Here is a 22,204-nt window from a genome sequence, read left to right as displayed (position 1 = left end):
ATAATACATTTTATGATAATTTATTAAGATAAAATGTTATATTTTTGGGTGGAATATATAAATGGAGGAAATGTTATGAACAAGAATTTAAAATTTACTCAAATGATGATCGGTATTAGTACGATGGCATTATCATTTGGAAGTATTCAAACACAGGTATCCGCAGAAGAAAAAGCACCCTATAATACGTTACAGATGAAACCAATTGGAACAGAAACTTCAAAAGATGAAATGGCACATGCTACAAAAGCGGATGGAACTTTAACTTTTGAAGAGCGTTTAAAAGTAGGTGATTTTTCACAAAGGCCAACTTCGGTGATGAAACATAATGACAGGCAATTAAAGCAAAGCTATACTCTGGCAGAACTGAATAAAATGCCTGATAGTCAATTCATTGATACGCTATCAAGAGTTTCATGGAATCAAATTACAGACTTATTTCAATTCAATCAAGATACGAAAGCTTTTTATCAAAATAGAGAACGTATGAACGTTATCATTAATGAATTAGGACGACGAGGGAAATCTTTTACGAAAGAGGACTCAATGGGAATTGAAACTTTTGTTGAGATATTACGTTCTGCTTTTTATGTGGGATATTTTAATAATGAAGTAGGTTACTTAAATGAGAGAAGCTTCCATGACAAATGTTTACCAGCATTAAAAGCTATTGCAAAAAATCCAAACTTTACATTAGGTACAGCTGAGCAAGATAGAGTAGTAGTTGCGTATGGGAAATTAATTAGTAATGCTTCTAGTGATGCTGAAACAGTACAGTATGCGGCAAATATTTTAAAACAGTTTAATGATAACCTTTCTATGTATGCTAATGATTATATGAAAGAACAAGCTGTATATGAAATCGTAAAAGGTATTGATTATGATATACAATCTTATTTGCAGGAAACGAATAAAAAGCCTAATGCAACAATGTGGTATGGAAAGATAGATAACTTTATAAATGAGGTTAGTAGAATTGCTCTCATACGGAATTTAACAACTGAGAATAGTTGGCTAATTAATAATGGGATTTATTATGCAGGACGTTTAGGGAAATTTCATAGCAATCCAAACAAAGGATTGGAAGTTGTTACACAAGCGATGAATATGTATCCTCGCCTAAGTGGACCTTATTTTATAGCGGTAGAGCAAATCAAAACAAACTACGGTGGAAAAGATTATGATGGAAATACAGTAGATTTACAGAAAATACGTGAAGAAGGGAAGTTACAATACTTACCTAAAACATATACATTTGATGATGGATCTATTGTTTTTAAGACAGGCGATAAAGTAACAGAAGAGAAAATTAAAAGGTTATATTGGGCAGCCAAAGAAGTAAAGGCACAATATCACCGTGTAATTGGAAATGATAAAGCACTAGAATCAGGTAACGCAGATGATGTGCTGACAATTGTAATTTATAATAATCCAGATGATTATCAATTAAATAGACAATTATATGGATATGAAACGAACAACGGCGGTATTTATATTGAAGAGAAGGGTACTTTCTTTACATATGAGCGTACACCAAAACAGAGTATTTATAGTCTAGAAGAGTTATTCCGTCACGAATTCACTCATTATTTACAAGGAAGATACGAGGTTCCTGGTTTATTTGGGAGTGGAGAACTATATCAAAATGAACGCTTAACTTGGTTCCAAGAAGGGAATGCAGAATTCTTTGCAGGATCTACACGTACAAATAATGTTGTTCCACGTAAAAGTATTATAAGTGGCTTATCATCTGATCCGGCAAGCCGTTATACTGCAAAGCAAACTTTGTTCGCAAAATATGGATCATGGGATTTTTATAATTATTCCTTTGCACTACAGTCTTATCTATATAATCACCACTTTGAAACCTTTGATAAGATTCAGGATTTAATCCGTGCAAACGATGTGAAAAATTATGACGCGTATCGTGAAGCATTAAGTAAAGATGCACAGCTGAATACAGAATATCAAACGTATATGCAGCAGTTGATTGATAATCAAGATAAATACAATGTACCACAAGTAACAAATGATTACTTAATACAACATGCACCTAAGCCGTTAGCTGAAGTGAAGAAAGAAATTGTCGATGTAACTAATATAAAAGATGCAAAAATCACAAAACATGAGTCTCAATTTTTTAACACATTTACTGTAGAAGGCAAGTACATAGGTAGTACATCAAAAGGTGAGTCTGAAGACTGGAAAACAATGAGTAAACAAGTCAATCAAACCTTGGAGCAGTTGTCTCAAACAGGATGGAGCGGCTATAAAACAGTTACAGCCTATTTTGTTAACTATCGTGTGAATGCAGCCAATCAATTTGAATATGATATTGTTTTCCATGGTGTTGCAACAGAGGAAAAAGAAAAAACAACGACTATAGTAAATATGAATGGACCATATAGCGGGATAGTAAATGAAGGAATTCAATTCCATAGTGATGGTACAGAAAGTGAAAATGGAAAAATTATTTCTTATCTATGGAACTTTGGAGATGGTACAACAAGTACAGAAGTCAGCCCTACCCATGTATATGGAGAAAAAGGAGCATATACTGTGGAACTAACAGTGAAAGATAGTAGAGGAAAAGAAAGTAAAGAACAAACAAAAGTTACTGTAAAACAAGATCCGCAAACAGGTGGATCCCTTGAAGAGGAAAAGGTACTCCCGTTTAATAAGCTTGTAAAAGGAAATCTGATCGCTCCTGATCAAACAGATGTTTATACGTTTGATGTTACAGTTCCAAAAGAAGTAGATATTTCTGTGGTAAATGAACAAAACATTGGGATGACATGGGTACTTTATCATGAATCAGACATGCAAAATTACGTAGCTTGTGGTGAAGATGAAGGAAATGCTATAAAGGGAAAATTCGTAGCGAAACCAGGGAAATATTATTTGAATGTGTATAAATTTGATGATAACACTGGTGAATATTCATTATTAATAAAATAAATTTATTTTCAATATGTATATAACGGTTGTTTTTTAGGAGGAGTCTGTCACGATAGACTTCTCCTATTTTTTACTCTAAAATAAGTTAATAAATTAGGTAATTATCTTTAAAAATAAATCATTATAAACCTAAAATATTCAATTAAAAAATAGAAGAGAGGGAGCTTGCGTCTTAATAAGACTAATATTAGGAGTTATGTCACATTTCGATTAAATAAAATATCGTAAAATCCCCAGAATAAATTTTTTTGCATGTTCATTCATTTAGGGTAATTCTCAACTCTTAAGCTGATGTATGTGGGGGACCGACTCATATACATCAGCTTAAATAATTAGATATTTTATTTATTAAGTTAAGCGAAATTTTATTCGTATAGGAGGAAGGCGCATTTAATTCTTTTTTCGAATGTTATTCATGTTTATCGTATTCCATCGAATGCGCTTGTTACCAAGTGATGTACATAGGAATCATCCAACTTATCACCGGTTACTAGCAACCGATAAAAAATTGGTCCGTAAATGAGATCGATGGATAATTAAAAAATTGGTCCGTAAATGAGATCGATGGATAATTCAATATCAAGGTTTTCTTTCAATTCTCCTCTTTGAATTCCCTTCTCTAGAAGTTGCTTTGCTTGCAGTCGACGGGGCTGGAAACATCGAGTGCGATATTCCTCTTCCAGTTTTAAGTCAACGTTTGATTTTCTCTTTGCAACCAGAAGTTCGTAGTCGCTTAAATGGATTATTCATGTCTATTTTCTTTTTGGGTGTTGCTGTTGGATCCTTTTTCGGAGGATGGAGTGTAGCATTGTGGATCGGAATCGCTTTTCCGACCATAGCGCTGCTTTATTTTGCCACAGAGAAATAGTTCAATAATCAAATTTAAACAGACCGGATTCGCTTGAATGCATATTCATTAATATGTCTGATTTTTATAGATTATTTGCGGTTATTTTGAAGTTTTTACATCACAACCAGATTTTTTGTCTCTATCGCTAAAAGAGGGCAAAACTCACCATATAAAATGTGTCCGAATTCCATTTAGACTATGAAAAAAGAGAGCTTGCGCTAGACAACAAGCCCTCTAAAAAATAACGTAATTGAGATATCTATATATTAACAGTTATTTTCTAACGATTCTATATGTCTTATGTTGAGAAATAAATTATAAGTGGCTTGATAACGCTAAAATGAATTATTGACATAATATTTCGACGATAATATAATAAATCTCGAATTCAAGATAACTTGTAAAGGATTGGTAATTATGAGAGCTTATCTTTAAAGTTATTTGTTATATTATCAAGGGAATTACAGCCAATCACTAAACGTATGAAAAGGATCTAAAAATTTATGGACTTAATGCAACTGAATTTGCAGTGCTTGAGCTACTATACAGTAAAGCTGATCGGCCTATAAAAAAATTGAGGACAAAATATTACTTGTAAGTTTTTGTATCACGTATGCATCAATTATTTCAGAAGGTATTGAATTGGTGACACTAATTTTTCCACAGCATAGAGAGGGGATTCGGCAAATATTTGGTAGTTTGGACTATATTGAGAAAAAATGATAAGTAAACAGTTGAAAAAGTTAGGATATTACGCACAGAAAGTGTAAGTTTTTAGATGTTATTTCTGTTTAGTAATATCCTAATTAAATATAAATTAAATAAATAGGAGGGAAAATTAATAAATAGTAGTAAATGTATTGTAGTACAAAATAAAGAAATTATGTAATTGCAATTAATATAGTAGGAAATAAAGTTGTTATGTTCACGTATACATATCGTCCTTTTCATTATAAATCTTTCATAAAGCGGAGAGTGGGTATCAAGAATGGAGTTACGTCATTTAGAGTATTTTATTCAAGTTTGTAATAATAATAGTTTTACTAAAGCTGCGGAAGTTCTAGGTATTTCACAGCCGACTTTAAGTCAACAAATACGTGTGTTAGAAGGTGAACTTGATACACCTTTGTTTCATCGAGTTGGAAGAGGTATCAAAATGACAGAAGCGGGTAAGCTGCTATTTGATAAAGGAAAATTTATCATGCAACAATTTGATGACGTTTATAATGAAATTTTTGAATTAAAGGGTGTAAAAAGAGGTGTGATTACTATAGGAGGTCTATTAGAGGACCTTACTTATTTAACACCTTATATTATGAAGTTTCAACAACATTATCCCAACATCGTAGTGAAAATTGTAGAATCCGAAGTTGCCGTAAATCAAATCGTTGACAAAAATATTGATTTTGGGATTACACGTAGTGCTCAAATTCCAGACACATTAACAAACACCCTTTTGTATAGTGAAGAGCTCGTCCTTGTCATTCCAAAAAATCATCCTTTGAATGAAAAATCATTTGTTTCTTTTCGAGAATTAGTAGGGCTGAGTAGAATAATGGTTTCATGTAGTTGTCGTGAATCTATTAAAATATATTGTGAGAGTTTAGGGTTATCTTTATCTGAAGCAAATATAGAAACAAAATCTTCTATTTCTCTATTGAGCCTTGTATACAATGGACATGGGGTTGCCATAATACCTCGTTCACTGGTTAACTTTGTTAATAATGATACTTTGAGCATAGTTCGTATTACTGATCCAACACCAAGTCAAGATATTAATCTTATTCACTTTGATGATAAATTTTTAAGTTTTGCTGCACGCATCTTTATGCAGAAGTTAAATGATTCGCAAAAAGTATCAGTGTAATAGAAATAATAATGATTCTAGTGTGAAATTTGAAAAAATCTATAAGTCTTAAGATAAAGCAAATATTAAAGTCAAAGGGCAGTGGCTTTATATGTGTGGTGTGATCGATTTTTGACTTTTACTTAAGGGAAAGGGGTAGGCTTTGCAAGGAGAGAAGGATGTAAAAAACAAATCAAGTTTAAGCTATCAACTCTTTTGTCCTATTAAATAGTAATAGATTCCAATAGAGATATACAATGCTATTTCGAATCTACATATCCTTATTGCAGAAAGAAAACCACCGGCATTATACCGGTGGTTTTGATTTAGAAAGCAAAGCAAGTACAACCAATACCCCATTTAGTTCCATCTTTTCCTATTACGGTATGAGTGTGTTGATGGAGAGGGTTACTGCAACTATGTAACTTGTTATCATGGGCATCGTGAGAAAGTATAGTGTTGGCTAGGTTAGCACCGCCATAACCATAAACTCCCGTCGGTGACCAGTCAGGTGATGCTGGCGGCAATTCAGGTGATAAATTTTTAAATTCATCATTTCCATACACAACCTGTCCGCCCATAATTGTGAGTAATGATTCAAGGTTTTTGATTTCTTCTTCTGGCACAGTAAAGTAGTCAGCAGACAATACAGCAAGATCAGCAAACTGACCTACTGCAAGGGTTCCTTTTTTACCTTCATCACCAGAGAACCACGCACTTCCTTTTGAATATAATTCCAGGGCTACTTTTCTATCCAGTTTATTTTTTTCATCGTATATCGAAAGTCCACCAATGGTTTTTCCGGCAACCATCCAATAAAGAGCGACCCAAGGGTTATAGCTGGAAACTCTAGTTGCATCACTACCGGCGCCAACAGGTATACCAAGGTCTAACATACGATAAATCGGAGGAGTACGCTTTGCAGCTTCCTTTCCGTATAAATCAACAAAGTATTCACCTTGAAAAGCCATGCGGTCTTGGATGGCAATACCGCCATTTAAAGCCTTAACACGTTCCATGCTACGATCTGAGATTGTTTCTGCATGATCAAACCACCATCGTAGACCATTAAAAGGAATTTCACTGTTAACTTCCTCGAATACATTTAAGAAACGTGTGATTGACTCATCATAAGTTGCATGTAAACGGAAGGGCCAACGGTTTTCCACCAATAGAGAAATTACTTTCTTTAAGTCAGCTTCCATCATCGTAGCTAGTTCAGGCCGTGGCATTTGAAATTTTTCAAAATCGGCTGCTGAGAATACTAACATCTCTCCGGCACCATTCATTTTATACTTATCAGTTCCTTGACCTGGAGAAACAATTTTTGCCCATGAAGCAAAGTCTTCATATTCATGATTTGGATTCTGCGTAAATAGATTATAAGCAATACGCAAAGTTAATTGTTCCTTCTCGGCTAAATGTTCAACAACTTTGTAATCATCAGGATAATTTTGGAATCCACCACCTGCGTCAATAGCACTTGTAATACCTAATCTATTTAATTCGCGCATAAAATGGCGAGTTGAATTAATCTGGTCGTCAAAATTAAGTGCTGGTGCTTTACCCAAACTTGAATAAAGAATAGAAGCGTTAGGATTCGCAATTAAAAGGCCCGTTGGATTACCTCGTTTATCCCGCTCAATTAAGCAGCCTGGAGGGTCTGGTGTATCTTTTGTATATCCCAGTGCATGCAGCCCAGCACGATTTACAAGTGCTCTATCGTAAAGATGTAGCACAAATACAGGAGTGTCTTCAGAAACGGCATTAATTTCTTCCAAAGTTGGCAACCGTCTCTCTTTAAATTGAAATTCAGACCAACCTCCAACTACCCTTACCCACTGAGGAGCAGGTGTACGCCTTGCCTGTTCTTTGAGCATTTCTAGAGCAATAAAAAGTGATGGCACGCCTTCCCAACGTAATTCCATATTATAATGCAGACCACCACGAATAACGTGTATATGAGAGTCATTCAGGCCTGGAATAGCTCTCTTTCTTTTAAGGTCTATTTTCTTTGTTTTTTCCGTGGCACTATTAAGAAGCTCATCTCCACCTACTGCAGTGACTAAACCATCAGTTATGGCGATAGCAGATACCTCAGGCTGAGAAGGGTCAAGGGTAGTAATTTTTCCGTTATATAAAATCATATCCGGTAAATTCATGTTCACACCTCGTCTACTTTCTATTATTTTGTAACCATGGATGAAATAATTTACCGAAAATCGGCATGACTACCCATGATAGCAAGGACACTATACATACTGAAACAAAAAAGGCCGACATAATAGGATTCATATGTTTTATAATAGGTCCTATCACTTTAGGAACTAACATGCTAAGAGGCCATACACCCAAAAGGGTAACGATAGACATTTTCCATTTTGGCGGTGGAACTGGCGTTTTCGGAGTAACAAACCAATAAGCCAAACTACTTTCAGTTTTGTAACTCGGATTAGTAACTTGAAATTGTTCTGCCGTTTTTAACAAATCCCGGCGAATGTCTGATTCTTGCCAAGCACGTAGATGCTCATACGTATCAAAGCGAAAAATAACAGTATACTCTCTCGATTCGTTATTTAGGACTATTAGATTTACACCTAAATGCCCTGGGAATTTAGTAGCGGCAGCTTCGATTTCATGTCTCCATGTTTCAAACTGTTTTTCTTTACCTTGTTGAATTTCCCATGTAACAATCGTTGTTACTGGATCAGCAGCATCCATCGTGTTCCCTGTATAAGTCTCTTCGACAGCTACTCCTTCTTGTTTCATATTTTCCTGCTTGGAAGCGCGCCGTGCACCATAGTATATGCGTATTCTACTCCTTGACCATAAGCGCCAGTGTGCTCCTTTACAATTTCCATTACAGCATCATAAGTGTCTTTGTGTGCCCAGTCACGTTGGTATTCAAGTAAAACTTGAATTGCTGTCACTGGAATTGCACCAGCTTGTTCTACACGACGCATAGCAGCGTTATGTGCTGTCAGACTAGTACCACCTGAAGCATCATCAACTGCATACACTTCATAGCCAGCTTTCATTGCTTCAAGCACAGGGAATGCAAGGCAAACTTCAGTCCAAAGTGCTGCAAATATTAATTTCTTTCTACCTGTTGCTTTAACTGCTTCAACAAATTTTGGATCTTCCCAAGAGTTCATTGAACTGCGTTCTATAATTTCATGGTTTGGGAATATATCAAGAATTTGTGGCCAAAAATAACCAGAAAAGCTGCGTGTCTCAACTGTAGTAAGAATAGTAGGTACGTTAAAAGTTTTTGCTGATTTAGCAAGTAGCATAACGTTATTAATCAATGTTTGTCTATCAATACTTGCAACTCCAAAAGTCATTTGAGGTTGAAAATCAATCAAAATTAATGCACTGTTCTCCGGATTTAACAATTCTAAATTACTCATAATAAAACGCTCCTTTTTTAATTGTTTAAAATTGTAATCGTAAAAATAAAATTTTTGCTATACCTTTTAAATTAAAAGAGAGTGCTGATTTAATCAGCACTAAATGTATACTATCCATTTTTTTGAAAGTGATTTAAAGCTATTTCTTTGAAATACATTTATCCCGCATTAACGGGCAGTAAGACCCCCACCTCAAAATTCAGCGGAAGCAAAGAAGTTAGGTGGGGGATCAACTGCCTGTAAAAGCCCGATTGGTTCAACTAATAATCAGTGGGGGATGAACAAAACCCCCACTGATTAAAGTTTCACTTTATGCATTTTGTTTACTAAGATCTCGCTGAGCTCCCCTATAGCTTCCAATTATATTTTGATAGCCTGGAAGATTGCTAGAAAGCAAATTGCCAAAACCTTCGACATCGTTGCGCCAATCGCGTTGTAATTCGCAAGCTACGCTAAACCAGTTCATAAGTTGCACACCACTATGTGCCATACGAGTATTGGCAGCATCTGCAACTTGTTTACTGAAAGTTCCTGAAGCATCCGTAACAGCAAATACTTCATATCCAGCTTTTATAGCGGAAAGTGCCGGGAAAGCAACACAAACGTCCGTAACTACGCCTGCGATGATAAGTTGTTTTTTTCCAGTTTCTTCGATTACTTTTACAAAATCATCATTATCCCATGCGTTAATTTGTCCAGGTCGAGCTATTTTTGGTGCATGAGGAAAGAGATCAACCAATTCTTGCATTAAAGGTCCATTAGGCCCGTTTTCGAAACTTGTTGTTAAAATAACTGGTAAATCAAAAAACTTAGCAGTATGAGCAAGAGCTAAAACATTGTTCTTGAATTCATCAACACCATAGTCACGTACTAGTCCGGACATAAGACCAGTTTGATGATCTACTAAAAGCACGACAGCATCATCTTTGTTAATACGAGAATAGAGATCAGTCATTATGTATTCCTCCTAAAAATTAAGTAATCGAAGAAAGTTTAAATAGTCGAATACTATCATAAGTTTCTTCGTTTATAACTAAGCTGACCAATAATATTGGTTATAGCAGCATTCACAGAACATGAAGTGCTATACAATTTTATAGTATTTGAAAACTGATTCGTTAATCAATTCTAAATTATCTATAATTCGTATAGGTCGTAACTATAGTTGTTTTCACTATAAAATAGATTGGTTTTACCTATACATCCTATAGATAGAACAATATTGATAGTCACCTATTTTTGTTATTACAATTGAATAGGAGTAATGTTCAGTAATTATTTTATGATGAAAAAGGTATTAGAGGGGGGATTGTTCCAAAAGGAGAAAATGAATGCATTGGAACAATAGAGTTTCATACTTAGAGTTCACAACATAAACGTGCATGAATAGGTTATGACATTCATCCGGATTATTGAAGAAAAGGATACATATTAGAATATTTTTTGGAGGTAGAAGCATGGCTAAAATTACTGTAGGAACCGAAAATCAAGAACCAATTGAGATATATTATGAGGATTATGGCACAGGAAAACCAGTTGTACTAATTCATGGTTGGCCGTTAAGTGGTCGATCTTGGGAATACCAAGTTCCCGCTCTTGTTGAGGCTGGATACAGAGTTATAACATATGATCGTCGAGGATTTGGAAAATCATCTCAGCCGTGGGAAGGGTATGAATATGATACCTTTACTTCTGATTTACATCAACTATTAGAACATTTAGAGCTTCAAAATGTCACACTTGTTGGTTTTTCTATGGGTGGAGGCGAAGTAGCCCGGTATATTAGTACGTATGGAACAGATCGTATTGAAAAGGCTGTTTTTGCTGGAGCAGTACCTCCATATTTATACAAATCAGAGGATCATCCTGAAGGGGCATTAGATGATGCAACAATTGAAGCGTTCAAAAGTGGTGTGATTAATGACCGCCTTGCATTTCTTGATGAATTTACTAAGGGATTTTTCGCAGCTGGTAATCGAACAGATTTAGTTAGTGAGCCATTCCGTTTATATAATTGGGATATTGCAGCCAGTGCATCACCTAAAGGAACACTTGATTGTATTACCGCCTTTAGTAAGACAGATTTTAGAAAAGACTTGGAGAAGTTTAATATACCTACTCTTATTATTCACGGTGATTCTGATGCAACTGTACCATTTGAATATAGTGGGAAATTAACACATGAAGCAATTCCTAATTCTAAAGTAACGTTAATAAAGGGTGGTCCACATGGGCTAAATGCAACGCATGCCAAAGAATTTAATGAAGCACTCCTATTATTTTTAAATGACTGATTACAACTATATAATTGTTAATTGTTAATTGATAAATTATAAACAAGTAAAAAATAAAGCTTTATAAAAGATGCTCTTGGATAAATCCAGGAGCATCTTTTTAAATGGTGATATTGAGATGTTAGGTTGATAAATCTCCATTAATTTTGGATTGAATACTCTTCTTAACAGCTAAAATATATTGATTAGAGTTTTTTAGATTTCTTAGAAGTATTGTTATATTACTATCAAGATAATATTTTGAATAATCCTCAAAACAAAGAAATATACATTTTTTGAGGAAGAAACATCTTGTCAGAAAACAATAAAATCTTATTAATTTTTATAATTGGTAGAATTTTTGTGGAAATAATTCTCTTAATATATTAAAATAACATCGTATTATGTCAGATTTTAATTAGGGGAGAGAAATTTTATGTTGAAAAAAATCATTCCAGTTGCTTTAGCATTAAGTACAGTTACTTTTACTAGTGTATTTGCTATGCCTTCAGCCCAAGCAAGTACAGAACCAAACCGCTACATAGATGTACAAATGCTCGGTATTAACGATTTTCATGGGCAACTAGACACTGTAAAAAAAATTAACAATAAAGATGCAGGGGGAATTGAGTACTTAGGGGCTTATTTACGTGATCGTGAAAAACAAAATCCGAATACATTAAAGGTACATGCTGGAGATGTTGTTGGAGCAAGTACTCCTGTTTCAGCATTATTACAAGACGAACCTACGATTGAATTTCTAAATGATTTGAAATTCGATGTTGGAACGATAGGGAATCATGAATTTGATGAAGGTGTTGAAGAAATGAACCGCCTTATTTATGGTGGATACCATGAGAAAACAGGAAATTTTAAAGGGGCAAAATTCCCATATGTTGCTGCAAATTTCTATAATAAATCCACCGGTCGTTTATTTTTACCACCATTCACTATAAAAAAGGTACAAGGAGTTCCTGTTGGATTTATCGGAGTCGTAACAACGGATGTTCCTAACCTTGTTATGCCTACTATGCTAAAGAATGTAGAAATTACAGATGAAGTTGAAGCTATTAACAAATCCGTAAAGCAATTAAAAAAACTAGGCGTTAAATCTATCGTTGTTCTTGCACATAACGGAGGTATAACAGATGGGAACGGCGTAACAAATGGTGATATCGTCCGATTAGCAAATGAGACTGATCCAGAAGTCGATGTTATTTTTGGTGGCCATAGCCACACTTATGTAAATGGAACTGTTAATAATAAACTTGTCGTACAAGCAAATTCATATGGTATGGCTTTTGCTGATGTTGATGTAAAGATTGATCGTAAAACACAAGATATTGTTGAGAAAAAAGCAGAAATTGTTACAACTTATCATGAAGGCATAGAGCCTGATAAAAAAATAAAGAAGAAGATGGAGAAATATCAAGCAAAAATCGCACCTCTTGTTAATGAAGTTGTAGGTAAGTCTATTGCGCCACTAGATCGCAAACTCAATACGGCTGGTGAATCTACTCTTGGAAATTTAGTTGCTGATGCCCAGCGTACAACAATGCAATCCCAAATTGCACTTATGAATCCTGGTGGTATTCGTAATGACTTAGATGCTGGTGATATTACATGGGGAGAGATATATGGTATTCAACCATTCGGAAATCAATTAATAAAAGTAAATTTAACAGGTCAAGACATTCGTGATATTTTAAATCAACAATGGCAAAAAGACATAACAAGAATGCTTCAAATTTCAGGAATCCAATACACTTGGGATGCGAACAAGCCCAATGGAGAAAAAGTAACAAGTATTCGCTTAACGAATGGAGAAGAAATTATTCCTTCTAAAACTTACAGCGTCGTTGCTAACGCATTTCTAGCTTCAGGGGGAGATGGATTTGTATCCTTTAAAAACGGTAAAGATGCTGAAACAGGACCAACTGATTTTGAAGCATTAGTAGATTATATAAAAAAATCAAAAGAACCAATTCAGTCTATTATTGATGGAAGAATTCAAAAGATAAATTAGGTTTTTATTAATCTCAAAAACAAATAGATTACCTGTGCACTATACTTTTTCGTGTGCAGGTAATCTATTTTTTTGATTTGAAATAGTCTAACTGTGGCCAATGGGTATACCGTCTAGGTGCAGAGTGCCGAAAAAAATGAAGTGAACAAAAAATAACCCCTAAATTAACTCTATGATAAAGAGACTACAAACAATCAAAATTTGGAACTTCATATTAACCATATATTAATTACGTTAATAATACATACTGAAATTGAATACTTTAGATAACATCATTTATAACGAATATCTGTACATTATAATGTTATGCAATGAGGAATTTACAATACAATGAATTGAAGCTTATTTAGTTTTATATTCGTATAAGTGAATTAAGAATTTCTTAAGAACCTATTAAGAAATAAGTGAGTTTTAGGAACTAGAATAAATGTATCTTAACAGTAATAAGAAAATGAATGTTTTAAACGGAAGTTGGCAGAGTATGTCAAAAAGCTATAAGTAAATATTTCAGGAGGTTTTTTATGAAAAAGAAAATAATTATTGCAATTGTTGCTTCTGCTATAACAATGACTCATTTTGTAGGAAATACTTATGCAGATTCGAAAACAGAGGTTTCTGTTACAGCTCCCTATAATACAAATCAAATAACGAAATGGTTAGAAGCACATGCAAAGCCTTTAAAAACAACTAATCCAACTGCATCTCTTAATGATTTGAAACCACTTAAGGATATGGTAGGTTCAGCTTCAATTGTAGGTTTAGGTGAAGCTACGCATGGGGCTCATGAAGTTTTTACGATGAAACACCGCATTGTTAAGTATTTAGTATCTGAAAGGGGCTTTACCAATCTAGTTTTAGAAGAGGGATGGGACAGGGCCTTGGAACTTGATCGATATGTTCTTACTGGTAAGGGAAACCCAAGCCAACACCTAACACCTGTATTTAAGACGAAAGAAATGCTAGATTTACTTGATTGGATTCGGCAATATAATGCTAATCCAAAACATAAATCGAAAGTACGTGTCATCGGGATGGACATTCAATCAGTAAACGAAAATGTTTATAATAATATAATAGAATATATTAAAGCGAACAATTCAAAACTGTTGCCTAGAGTAGAAGAGAAGATAAAAGGGCTTATTCCTGTAACAAAGGATATGAATACTTTTGAAAGCCTTACGAAAGAAGAAAAAGAAAAGTATGTTTTAGATGCTAAACAAATTAGTGCTTTATTAGAGGAAAATAAAAGTCATTTAAATGGGAAATCTAAAGAGTTCGTATGGATAAAGCAAAATGCTCGTATTATTGAACAGTTTACTACAATGTTAGCGACACCTCCTGATAAACCAGCGGATTTTTATTTGAAACATGATATTGCAATGTATGAAAATGCGAAGTGGACTGAAGAACATTTAGGAAAAACCATTGTATGGGGACATAATGGACACGTTTCGAAAACAAATATGCTTTCTTTTATATACCCTAAAGTAGCAGGGCAGCATTTAGCAGAATATTACGGAAAACGGTACGTATCTATTGGAACGTCAGTTTATGAAGGACAATACAATGTGAAGAATAGCAATGGTGAATTTGGCCCCTATGGAACATTAAAATCGGATGATCCAAACAGTTATAACTACATTTTTGGACAGGTCAAAAAAGATCAATTTTTTATTGATTTACGTAAGGCGAACGGCGTGACAAAAACTTGGTTAAACGAACAACAGCCAATTTTCGCTGGAATAACTACCGAAGGGCCTGATATACCAAAAACTGTTGATATATCATTAGGTAAAGCGTTTGATATACTTGTTCAAATTCAAAAAGTGAGTCCATCTCAAGTACATCAATAAATTTAGAATCATGTGCCTTAATGACAAATTTCATATAACACAATGAAATTTGTTTTATATAGCAAGAAGAATAATCGCATTAGAAAAAATCAGCAGTTTAACCTGTTAAGAGTAAAACGAATCTTACAATATGTAAAGCGCAAAAACACTGAAGCGAAAAGCATTGGTGTTTTTTGCGCTTTCGGGCACAGATACTACTTCAGTCCTATTGTAGAAGTGATTTTGTATGTAAGGAATTTGTAAGGAATAGGTAAGAAAAAAGAGATTTTCATTGTGTAGGATAAAAATATAAGGAGGCATGAAGGGGGGAACAAGTACGGCCTACATATAAAACAAATAATCAGTAACAAGAGTGTTTTAAGGAAAAGAAGTAATTTCTATGGTTAATATGTATGTGGAAAAAGAGTGATTTAGAGATTGTTAGAACACAATGGTGTTTGTGAAAATAATGATTAGTACGTTGATTGCAAATTCAGTGTTGACTTTTATCATTGGGAGAGTTGATAGCTATGTGGTTAGTATATGAGACAGCTATCAGCCATCAATACAATTTAAATAGAAGAGAGGAATTCTTTATGAAAACACGCAGTAAAATTACATGTGCAAGTCTAGCACTTTTAATAGGTGGAAGTTCCCTGTTATACATAACACCAACATTAATTGTAAAAGCAGAACCTACGCAAAATGTATCTAGTTCGTTACAAACAAGTACGCAAAGCGATCGTACTTCCGTTAAGAAAGCAATGCGAGATGAACTGCAACTTGGATACCCAGGAATACTCGCTAAAATTTCTAAGGGGGGTAAAACTTGGAGTTATACAGCTGGGGTAGCGGATCTGAAAACTAAGAAACCAATGAAAGCAGATTTTCGCTTTCGCATTGGCAGTGTGACGAAAACGTTCATTGCAACAGTTCTACTTCAATTATCTGGAGAGAACCGTTTGAATCTAGACGACTCCATTGAAAAATGGTTACCTGGTGTTATTCAAGGAAACGGATATGATGGTAACCAAATTACGATCCGGCAAATATTGAATCATACAAGTGGTATTGCTGACTATATAAATTCAAAAGACTTTGATATTACGGATATAAAAAAATCGTATACGGCTGAAGAATTTGTAAAGATGGGGATTTCACTTCCCCCAGACTTTGCCCCAGGAAAGGGTTGGTCTTATTCAAATACAGGATATGTAATACTAGGAATCCTTATTGAAAAAGTAACAGGAAACAGCTATGCGGAAGAGGTTGAAAATCGGATTATTGAACCGCTTGATTTGTCAAATACATTTTTACCTGGTAATTCAAGCGTGATTCCAGGCACCAAGCATGCCCGTGGCTATTTGCAACTAGACGGAGCGAGTGAGCTAAAAGATGTTACTTATATTAACCCAGGTAGCTCGGATGGAGATATGATTTCTACTGCTGACGACTTAAACAAATTCTTCTCTTGCTTACTAGGTGGCAAATTACTGAAGGAACAGCAGTTAAAACAAATGCTTACTACAGTTCCTACAAATAGAGAGGGAACCGGATATGGTCTTGGAATACTTGAAATTAAGCTTCCGAACGGTGTCTCGGTATGGGGACACAGGGGGGCCGTTCCAGGGTTTTCCACTTTTGCTGGTGGAACACTTGGAGGTAAACATACACTCGCTATCAATTCGAACAGTTTAAACCTTAATAACCCAGAAGTTTTTAAAAACATTTTACTTGCTGAATTTAGCAAGTAGGAAAAACGGATAAATTTTGTCATTTGTAATTTCTATCGGAATGGATTACCGCTTGAAAGAGTATAGAGGGATTAAGTATCTATAATTGTGTAGGAGCAGTATTTGCAAAATTAGAAATTGAACTAAATTTAACCATCAAAGATAATATTAGCGGGAAAAATTTGAGGGACATTAAGGATTTTGTGAAGAGGACTTCAAAAATGAAATAACATTGTAATAAGCTATATTTCTATTATTAATTGAAAGTTATTACCCTATAAATTCAGTCATTTATTATATAACTGAGTGCATAAAAAATGAACCGAATTCTAATAAATAACGTAAAAGCTAAAAGAGTTTCGCTTTGGGAACATCTCAAAATAGTGAACATACCTATATTAAAACCCAAATTTCTCAATTTAATGCTGAGAAATTTGGGTTTTTCTAAAGGAATCAATTTTTTAAAAAATTTTTAGAAATTTAAAGATAAAGTATTGTATACATGTAAGTATGATTAAAAATGCAAAGTTGTAAATGCTAAATTTAATTAAATACGCCTTACTCTCTTTAACATTGGCCTGAATGAATAGTTTATAGGAGATTACACTGGCTAAAGATGCGATAATTGTTCCAAGCCCTCCAATATTTACTCCTAGTAATAAAGTTTTCCAATCAGAAGTAAAGTTTGATAGAAGAATTGAAGTAGGAAAATTGCTAATCAATTGACTCAAAAATATGGAACTAAAGAAGACTGAAGTATCTCCTCTTAAATTAGCGCGAGCAAATGTCCCCAGTGCATCGGAATGGGAAATGTTTCCGATAAAAATAAAAAAACAGACAAAGGTTATTAGAAGAAAGTAATCGATCTTAAATAGTAAGTTTCTATCTAACGTAAATGCTGCTATCAGTGTGACTATTAGCGCAATGTAATAATTAATAACACCAAAAATAGATGCAATGATAGTAATAAGTATCAAAATCCAGACGGTAGCTTTTTTTCGATTTTTCACGGTAATAACAGGTAGTTCTATTTTCAAATCTGTTTTTTGAAGTTTTTGAGTAAATATAAATAACAAACTAATTCCAAGTACAGCTAAAAGCAGGATTGAACCTAAAAATGGGATGAGCTTAATTCCATAGTAAGAATATAGGTATAAATTTTGTGGGTTTCCCATAGGCATCAAGCTACTACCGATGTTTGCCGCAATTGTCTGCAGGATGATTGTATCCATCATGTTCATTTGTGTTTTTTTACTAATGACAAGTGTTATTGGTACAAAAGTGAGGAGAGCGACATCATTTGTTACAAACATGGAGCAAATAAAGCATAACAAAATTAGAATAATAGATATTGACCTGCTGTTATTGCATTTATTTAAAATCGCAACGGCAAGTTTGTCTAATATCTTTAGCTGTTCCAAGGCCTTAATGGCTACCATCAGATTAAATAAGCTAATTAACACTTCAAAGTTAATATATTCGATCTTTGGCGAATGTATTAAGCAGCTGACAATTGCTAGTATCAGTGAAATGGTAAGTACTAAATCCTTTTTTAAAAATTCGAATTTCATAAGGAGTCTTTTTTTATTTTGAACAAATACTATTTCTTTCACAATACACCACCTGTAATTTATGTTAGTAAATATACGTTTTTTGGGATAACTCGATATTGCTAAAAAAGAGGATGACATAAGGTCCTAAATAAGAGTTTTGTAATGTTTCATCCCTTCAACAAAATCCTTTTTTCTTAGTGTCTTTCATGTTGTAAATATGTGCAATATAGACGAATCCAGCTAGGGGGATTAATTGAGAAAACAAATGTTTTTTGTATGATACCATAAATAAATTAAATGTTTTATTTTTTAAATATTCCTATAATATTCCGTTGATTCTTGATTTCAAATAATTTATATGAACTTCTAAAAGAGAAAAAGTATGCATGTTTATATGAAGAAAATAGAGACTTGTCAAAGGATAGATAGAACAAAATCTGCGACGTTTGGATACTGTATAAAATTCACAAAATCTCACTGTTTTTTTAGATGAAAAATCTTAAAAAATTTTTTGTTTTTATAAAAATCTGTACTTTTTCGTAACATTCTGTACTTTTAATTATAAATTAAAGACAAACTTCTCTTAGTTAAAGATTGAAAGCGCTTTATAGATTTTTCGTGAAATTTTTACCTAGCCTATTTTTGAGATTAGTAGTAAGAAAGGAGATATTTCCATGTTTTTAAGAAAATTAACAAAAAACCAGTTAATCACTATTGATTATTATGATTAAAATGTAAATCACCGGTAAACGAAACAAACATAATAGTACAACAACATTAGTGGATAAGAATATTAGTTTTGCAGAAGGGGATAGAGCATCTTGTGTATAAATGGTAAGTTTTTAGAAAATTCAGTTTCGCAGTTGCGTGTTGCGATGTTTGTTTAAACAGGCCAATTCTATTAATATAGAAAATTTTTATCCTTGTTGTATTTGAATATGAATGAGGTATTTATGCCAAGGAATATAGGTGATTTTATATAGATTATGATAGATAAATTTTTGGTATGGAGTGATAATATGGAAAGATTTTTTGTAGAGTTAGTCGGATCAACAAATGATTTTTTATGGTCTAAATTGTTAATTATTATGCTTGTTATTTGCGGAATTTATTTTACATTTAAATTGAATTTTGTACAGTTTCGAATGTTCAAAGAGATGGTCCGTGTATTAATGGAGGGGAAAAGTGGTTCTAAAGATCAAATCTCTCCTTTTCAAGCGTTTTGTATTGGTATGGCAGCCCGCGTTGGAACAGGGAATATCACAGGAATTGCGATTGCAATTGCATTAGGTGGTCCTGGAGCTGTATTTTGGATGTGGATTATTTCTATTATTAGCTCGGCCTCCAGTTTTGTCGAAAGCACATTAGCACAGATATATAAAGTAAAAGATAAAACTGGTTTCCGCGGTGGTCCATCCTATTATATGGAAAAAGGGTTGAATAAACGTTGGATGGGAGTATTATTCTCTATTTTAATCACAATTACTTTTGGTCTTGTATTCAATTCAGTACAATCAAATACAGTTACAATTGCTTTTCAAAACTCATTTGGTACAGATCGTCTAACAGTTGGGATAATCATGGCTATTGCTTTCGCTGCGATTATTTTTGGTGGTGTACAACGTATTGCAAAAATGGCTGAATACAAGGTGGTATTTTTAGCGGTATTATACATTGGAGTTGCATTATTTGTTGTAGTTACCAACATATCAAAAATGCCGGAAGTTCTTTCTCTTATTGTTCAAAACGCATTTGGTTTTAAACAAATAGCAGGCGGTTCAATTGGTGCAGCACTTATGAATGGAGTTAAACGTGGTTTATTTTCAAATGAAGCTGGTATGGGAAGTGCACCAAACGTTGCCGCAACAGCAACAACAAGTCATCCGGTGAAACAAGGACTGATTCAAGCATTTGGTGTATTAACGGATACACTGATCATTTGTACTAGCACTGCCTTTATTATTTTGCTGTCTGATGCATATAAACAACCGGGGTTAAATGGTATTGCACTTACACAAGCAGCATTAAGTGAACACATAGGTCCTTGGGCATCGGGTTGTCTTGCTATCTTTGTTTTTTTATTTGGATTTGGTGCGTTAATTGGCAACTATTATTATGGTGAAACAAATATTCGCTTCTTACATACAAGTAAAGTGTGGTTAATGATATACAGAATAAGTATGTTGGCTATGATTGTATTTGGTTCTGTTGCAAAGATTCAAATTGTATGGGATTTAGCGGACTTATTTATGGGCTTTATGGTTATTATTAATTTAATTGCTATTACCTTACTTTCAAAAGTAGCATTTGCGGCGTTACAAGATTATATAAACCAGAAAAAAGCTGGTAAAGATCCTATTTTTTATAAAGAAAACATTAAAGGGCTTAAAAATATTGAATGTTGGGATAGTTATGAGAAAACTTCAAAAAAGAAAAGTGTGTAATAAGAAGGATATTCAGACTGCAATATGTCTGAATATTTTTCTTGGTTCTAGTGCAAATATTATTGATTATAGTAAAGAAAAATTCATTCTATATAAAGTTAATAGTACGGGGGAATATGATTAAATGATAAAGGATTCTAGCGTTCAAGTTGAGGGTCAAGAAAAAGTTTGCTTAGATCAATGGGTAGCTCATTATCGAGCGTATGCAGCTAAGGGACGAAGCGCCAGTTATATTCCCGCTCTAGGGGAAATAAATGTATCGCAGTTAGGTATTTGTATAGTAAAGCCAGATGGAACAATGATAAAATCAGGAGATTGGGAGATACCTTTCACATTACAAAGTATATCAAAAGTAATCGGTTTTATAGCCGCTTGTTTAAGTCGCGGTATTTCTTATGTATTAGAACGAGTTGACGTAGAGCCAACTGGAGATGCCTTTAATTCAATTATTCGTTTAGAGATACATAAACCAGGAAAACCTTTTAATCCTATGATCAATGCTGGAGCGATTACGATAGCTTCACTTTTGCCAGGGACATCGGTGCAAGAAAAATTAGAATCTCTATACGTATTAATTGAAAAAATGATAGAGAAGCGTCCCGCTATTAATGAAATAGTATTTCAATCAGAATGGGAAACGGCTCATCGTAATAGAGCATTAGCATACTATTTAAAGGAGAATGGTTTTCTAGAATCAGATGTGGAGGAGACACTAGAGGTTTACCTAAAACAATGTTCGATTGAAATAAATACAGAAGATATTGCCTTAATAGGGCTTATACTAGCACATGATGGATATCATCCTATTCGCAAAGAACAAGTGCTCCCTAAAGAAGTAGCTAGGTTAACAAAAGCTTTAATGCTAACTTGTGGAATGTACAATGCTTCTGGAAAATTTGCTGCTTTCATTGGATTACCAGCTAAGAGTGGGGTATCCGGTGGAATTATGACACTTGTTCCCTCAAAATCTAGGAAGGATTTATCGTTCCAAGATGGATGTGGTATTGGTATTTACGGACCAGCCATTGATGAATATGGGAATAGTTTACCAGGAATTATGTTGTTAGAACATATTGCAAAAGAATGGGATTTAAGTATATTTTAAAAAGGAGCACAGATATTTTGGTGTTAGAGCGAGTCCAAAAGTGTTCAGACCTTATATTGTGTCTGAACATTTTTGAGTTATAAAGTATCTTTCTAAAGTAGAAGGGTGTAATGAATACTCACAATCTATAATGCTTTCGTTTATATCTTATTTATCAGTTTTTGAAAAAAATAG

13 protein-coding genes and 3 pseudogenes are annotated in these 22,204 nt (G+C 34.0%); 10 read left to right on the top strand and 6 right to left on the bottom strand.

The annotated features are described in order from the left end of the window. Positions 1–75 precede the first annotated feature (75 nt). On the top strand, positions 76–2,958 hold the full coding sequence (gene colA, locus DN407_RS15370) for a collagenase ColA (protein ID WP_149216449.1): 2,883 nt from the start codon (positions 76–78) through the stop codon (positions 2,956–2,958). A 419-nt stretch (positions 2,959–3,377) separates the two neighbouring features. On the opposite strand, the pseudogene DN407_RS15365 reads toward colA, so the two are convergent. Further along, positions 3,378–3,653: pseudogene (locus DN407_RS15365) on the bottom strand (TetR-like C-terminal domain-containing protein); the annotation flags it as partial. Between DN407_RS15365 and DN407_RS15360 the strand changes: the two are divergent. The 3 genes and pseudogenes from DN407_RS15360 to DN407_RS15345 all read left to right on the top strand — a co-directional run. Continuing rightward, positions 3,641–3,826: pseudogene (locus DN407_RS15360) on the top strand (MFS transporter); the annotation flags it as partial. The pseudogenes DN407_RS15365 and DN407_RS15360 sit on opposite strands and share 13 nt — an antisense overlap. A gap of 389 nt (positions 3,827–4,215) precedes the next feature. Then, positions 4,216–4,578: pseudogene (locus tag DN407_RS32775) on the top strand (MarR family transcriptional regulator). Positions 4,579–4,796: 218 nt separating this feature from the next. Further along, on the top strand, positions 4,797–5,675 hold the full coding sequence (locus tag DN407_RS15345; protein ID WP_000423205.1) for a LysR family transcriptional regulator: 879 nt from the start codon (positions 4,797–4,799) through the stop codon (positions 5,673–5,675). Positions 5,676–5,980: 305 nt separating this feature from the next. On the opposite strand, the gene DN407_RS15340 is transcribed toward DN407_RS15345, so the two are convergent. The 4 genes from DN407_RS15340 to ycaC all read right to left on the bottom strand — a co-directional run bounded on the left by DN407_RS15340 (position 5,981) and on the right by ycaC (position 10,019). Then, complete coding sequence (locus DN407_RS15340; RefSeq protein WP_001052852.1) at positions 5,981–7,816, bottom strand: amidohydrolase; 1,836 nt, start codon at positions 7,814–7,816, stop codon at positions 5,981–5,983. A gap of 13 nt (positions 7,817–7,829) precedes the next feature. Next, positions 7,830–8,423, bottom strand: coding sequence for an antibiotic biosynthesis monooxygenase (locus DN407_RS15335; protein ID WP_149216448.1), 594 nt, complete (start codon positions 8,421–8,423; stop codon positions 7,830–7,832). Next, positions 8,420–9,064 carry a hydrolase gene (locus tag DN407_RS15330; RefSeq protein ID WP_000067163.1) on the bottom strand — a complete coding sequence of 215 codons (645 nt, stop codon included), beginning with the start codon at positions 9,062–9,064 and terminating at the stop codon, positions 8,420–8,422. Before DN407_RS15330 ends, DN407_RS15335 begins: the two co-directional genes overlap by 4 nt. Positions 9,065–9,374: 310 nt before the next feature. Next, positions 9,375–10,019 (bottom strand): isochorismate family cysteine hydrolase YcaC, encoded by a 645-nt coding sequence (ycaC, locus tag DN407_RS15325; protein WP_149216447.1) that lies wholly within the window; start codon positions 10,017–10,019, stop codon positions 9,375–9,377. 502 nt (positions 10,020–10,521) lie between these two features. On the opposite strand from ycaC, the gene DN407_RS15320 reads away from it, so the two are divergent. The 4 genes from DN407_RS15320 to DN407_RS15305 all read left to right on the top strand — a co-directional run bounded on the left by DN407_RS15320 (position 10,522) and on the right by DN407_RS15305 (position 16,949). Continuing rightward, on the top strand, positions 10,522–11,358 hold the full coding sequence (locus DN407_RS15320) for a bromoperoxidase (protein WP_048568442.1): 837 nt from the start codon (positions 10,522–10,524) through the stop codon (positions 11,356–11,358). A 415-nt stretch (positions 11,359–11,773) separates the two neighbouring features. Beyond that, positions 11,774–13,363, top strand: a complete 1,590-nt coding sequence (locus tag DN407_RS15315; protein ID WP_098283715.1) for a bifunctional metallophosphatase/5'-nucleotidase — start codon at positions 11,774–11,776, stop codon at positions 13,361–13,363. A 521-nt stretch (positions 13,364–13,884) separates the two neighbouring features. Further along, positions 13,885–15,216: an erythromycin esterase family protein gene (locus DN407_RS15310; protein WP_069605259.1), complete on the top strand. Its 1,332-nt coding sequence runs from the start codon at positions 13,885–13,887 to the stop codon at positions 15,214–15,216. Positions 15,217–15,791: 575 nt separating this feature from the next. Beyond that, entirely contained in the window at positions 15,792–16,949 is a 1,158-nt protein-coding gene (locus DN407_RS15305; RefSeq protein WP_002103315.1) for a serine hydrolase domain-containing protein, read from the top strand. Positions 16,950–17,389: 440 nt separating this feature from the next. Here the strand turns inward: DN407_RS15305 and DN407_RS15295 are convergent, their stop codons facing one another. Then, the gene (locus DN407_RS15295) at positions 17,390–18,541 is read right to left on the bottom strand and encodes an anion transporter (RefSeq protein ID WP_098023131.1); all 1,152 of its coding nucleotides are present in this window, start codon (positions 18,539–18,541) and stop codon (positions 17,390–17,392) included. Between the two features lie 959 nt (positions 18,542–19,500). Between DN407_RS15295 and DN407_RS15290 the strand changes: the two genes are divergently transcribed. Then, positions 19,501–20,925 carry an alanine/glycine:cation symporter family protein gene (locus DN407_RS15290; protein ID WP_149216446.1) on the top strand — a complete coding sequence of 475 codons (1,425 nt, stop codon included), beginning with the start codon at positions 19,501–19,503 and terminating at the stop codon, positions 20,923–20,925. A 124-nt stretch (positions 20,926–21,049) separates the two neighbouring features. Continuing rightward, positions 21,050–22,030 (top strand): glutaminase GlsA, encoded by a 981-nt coding sequence (gene glsA, locus DN407_RS15285; protein WP_000588648.1) that lies wholly within the window; start codon positions 21,050–21,052, stop codon positions 22,028–22,030. Positions 22,031–22,204 lie beyond the last annotated feature (174 nt).

This window comes from Bacillus sp. JAS24-2, from assembly GCF_008274905.1.
GTDB classification, from domain to species: domain Bacteria; phylum Bacillota; class Bacilli; order Bacillales; family Bacillaceae_G; genus Bacillus_A; species Bacillus_A cereus.
The sequence above is the reverse complement of the archived record's forward strand: the minus strand, read 5'-3'. Positions and strand labels throughout refer to the sequence as shown.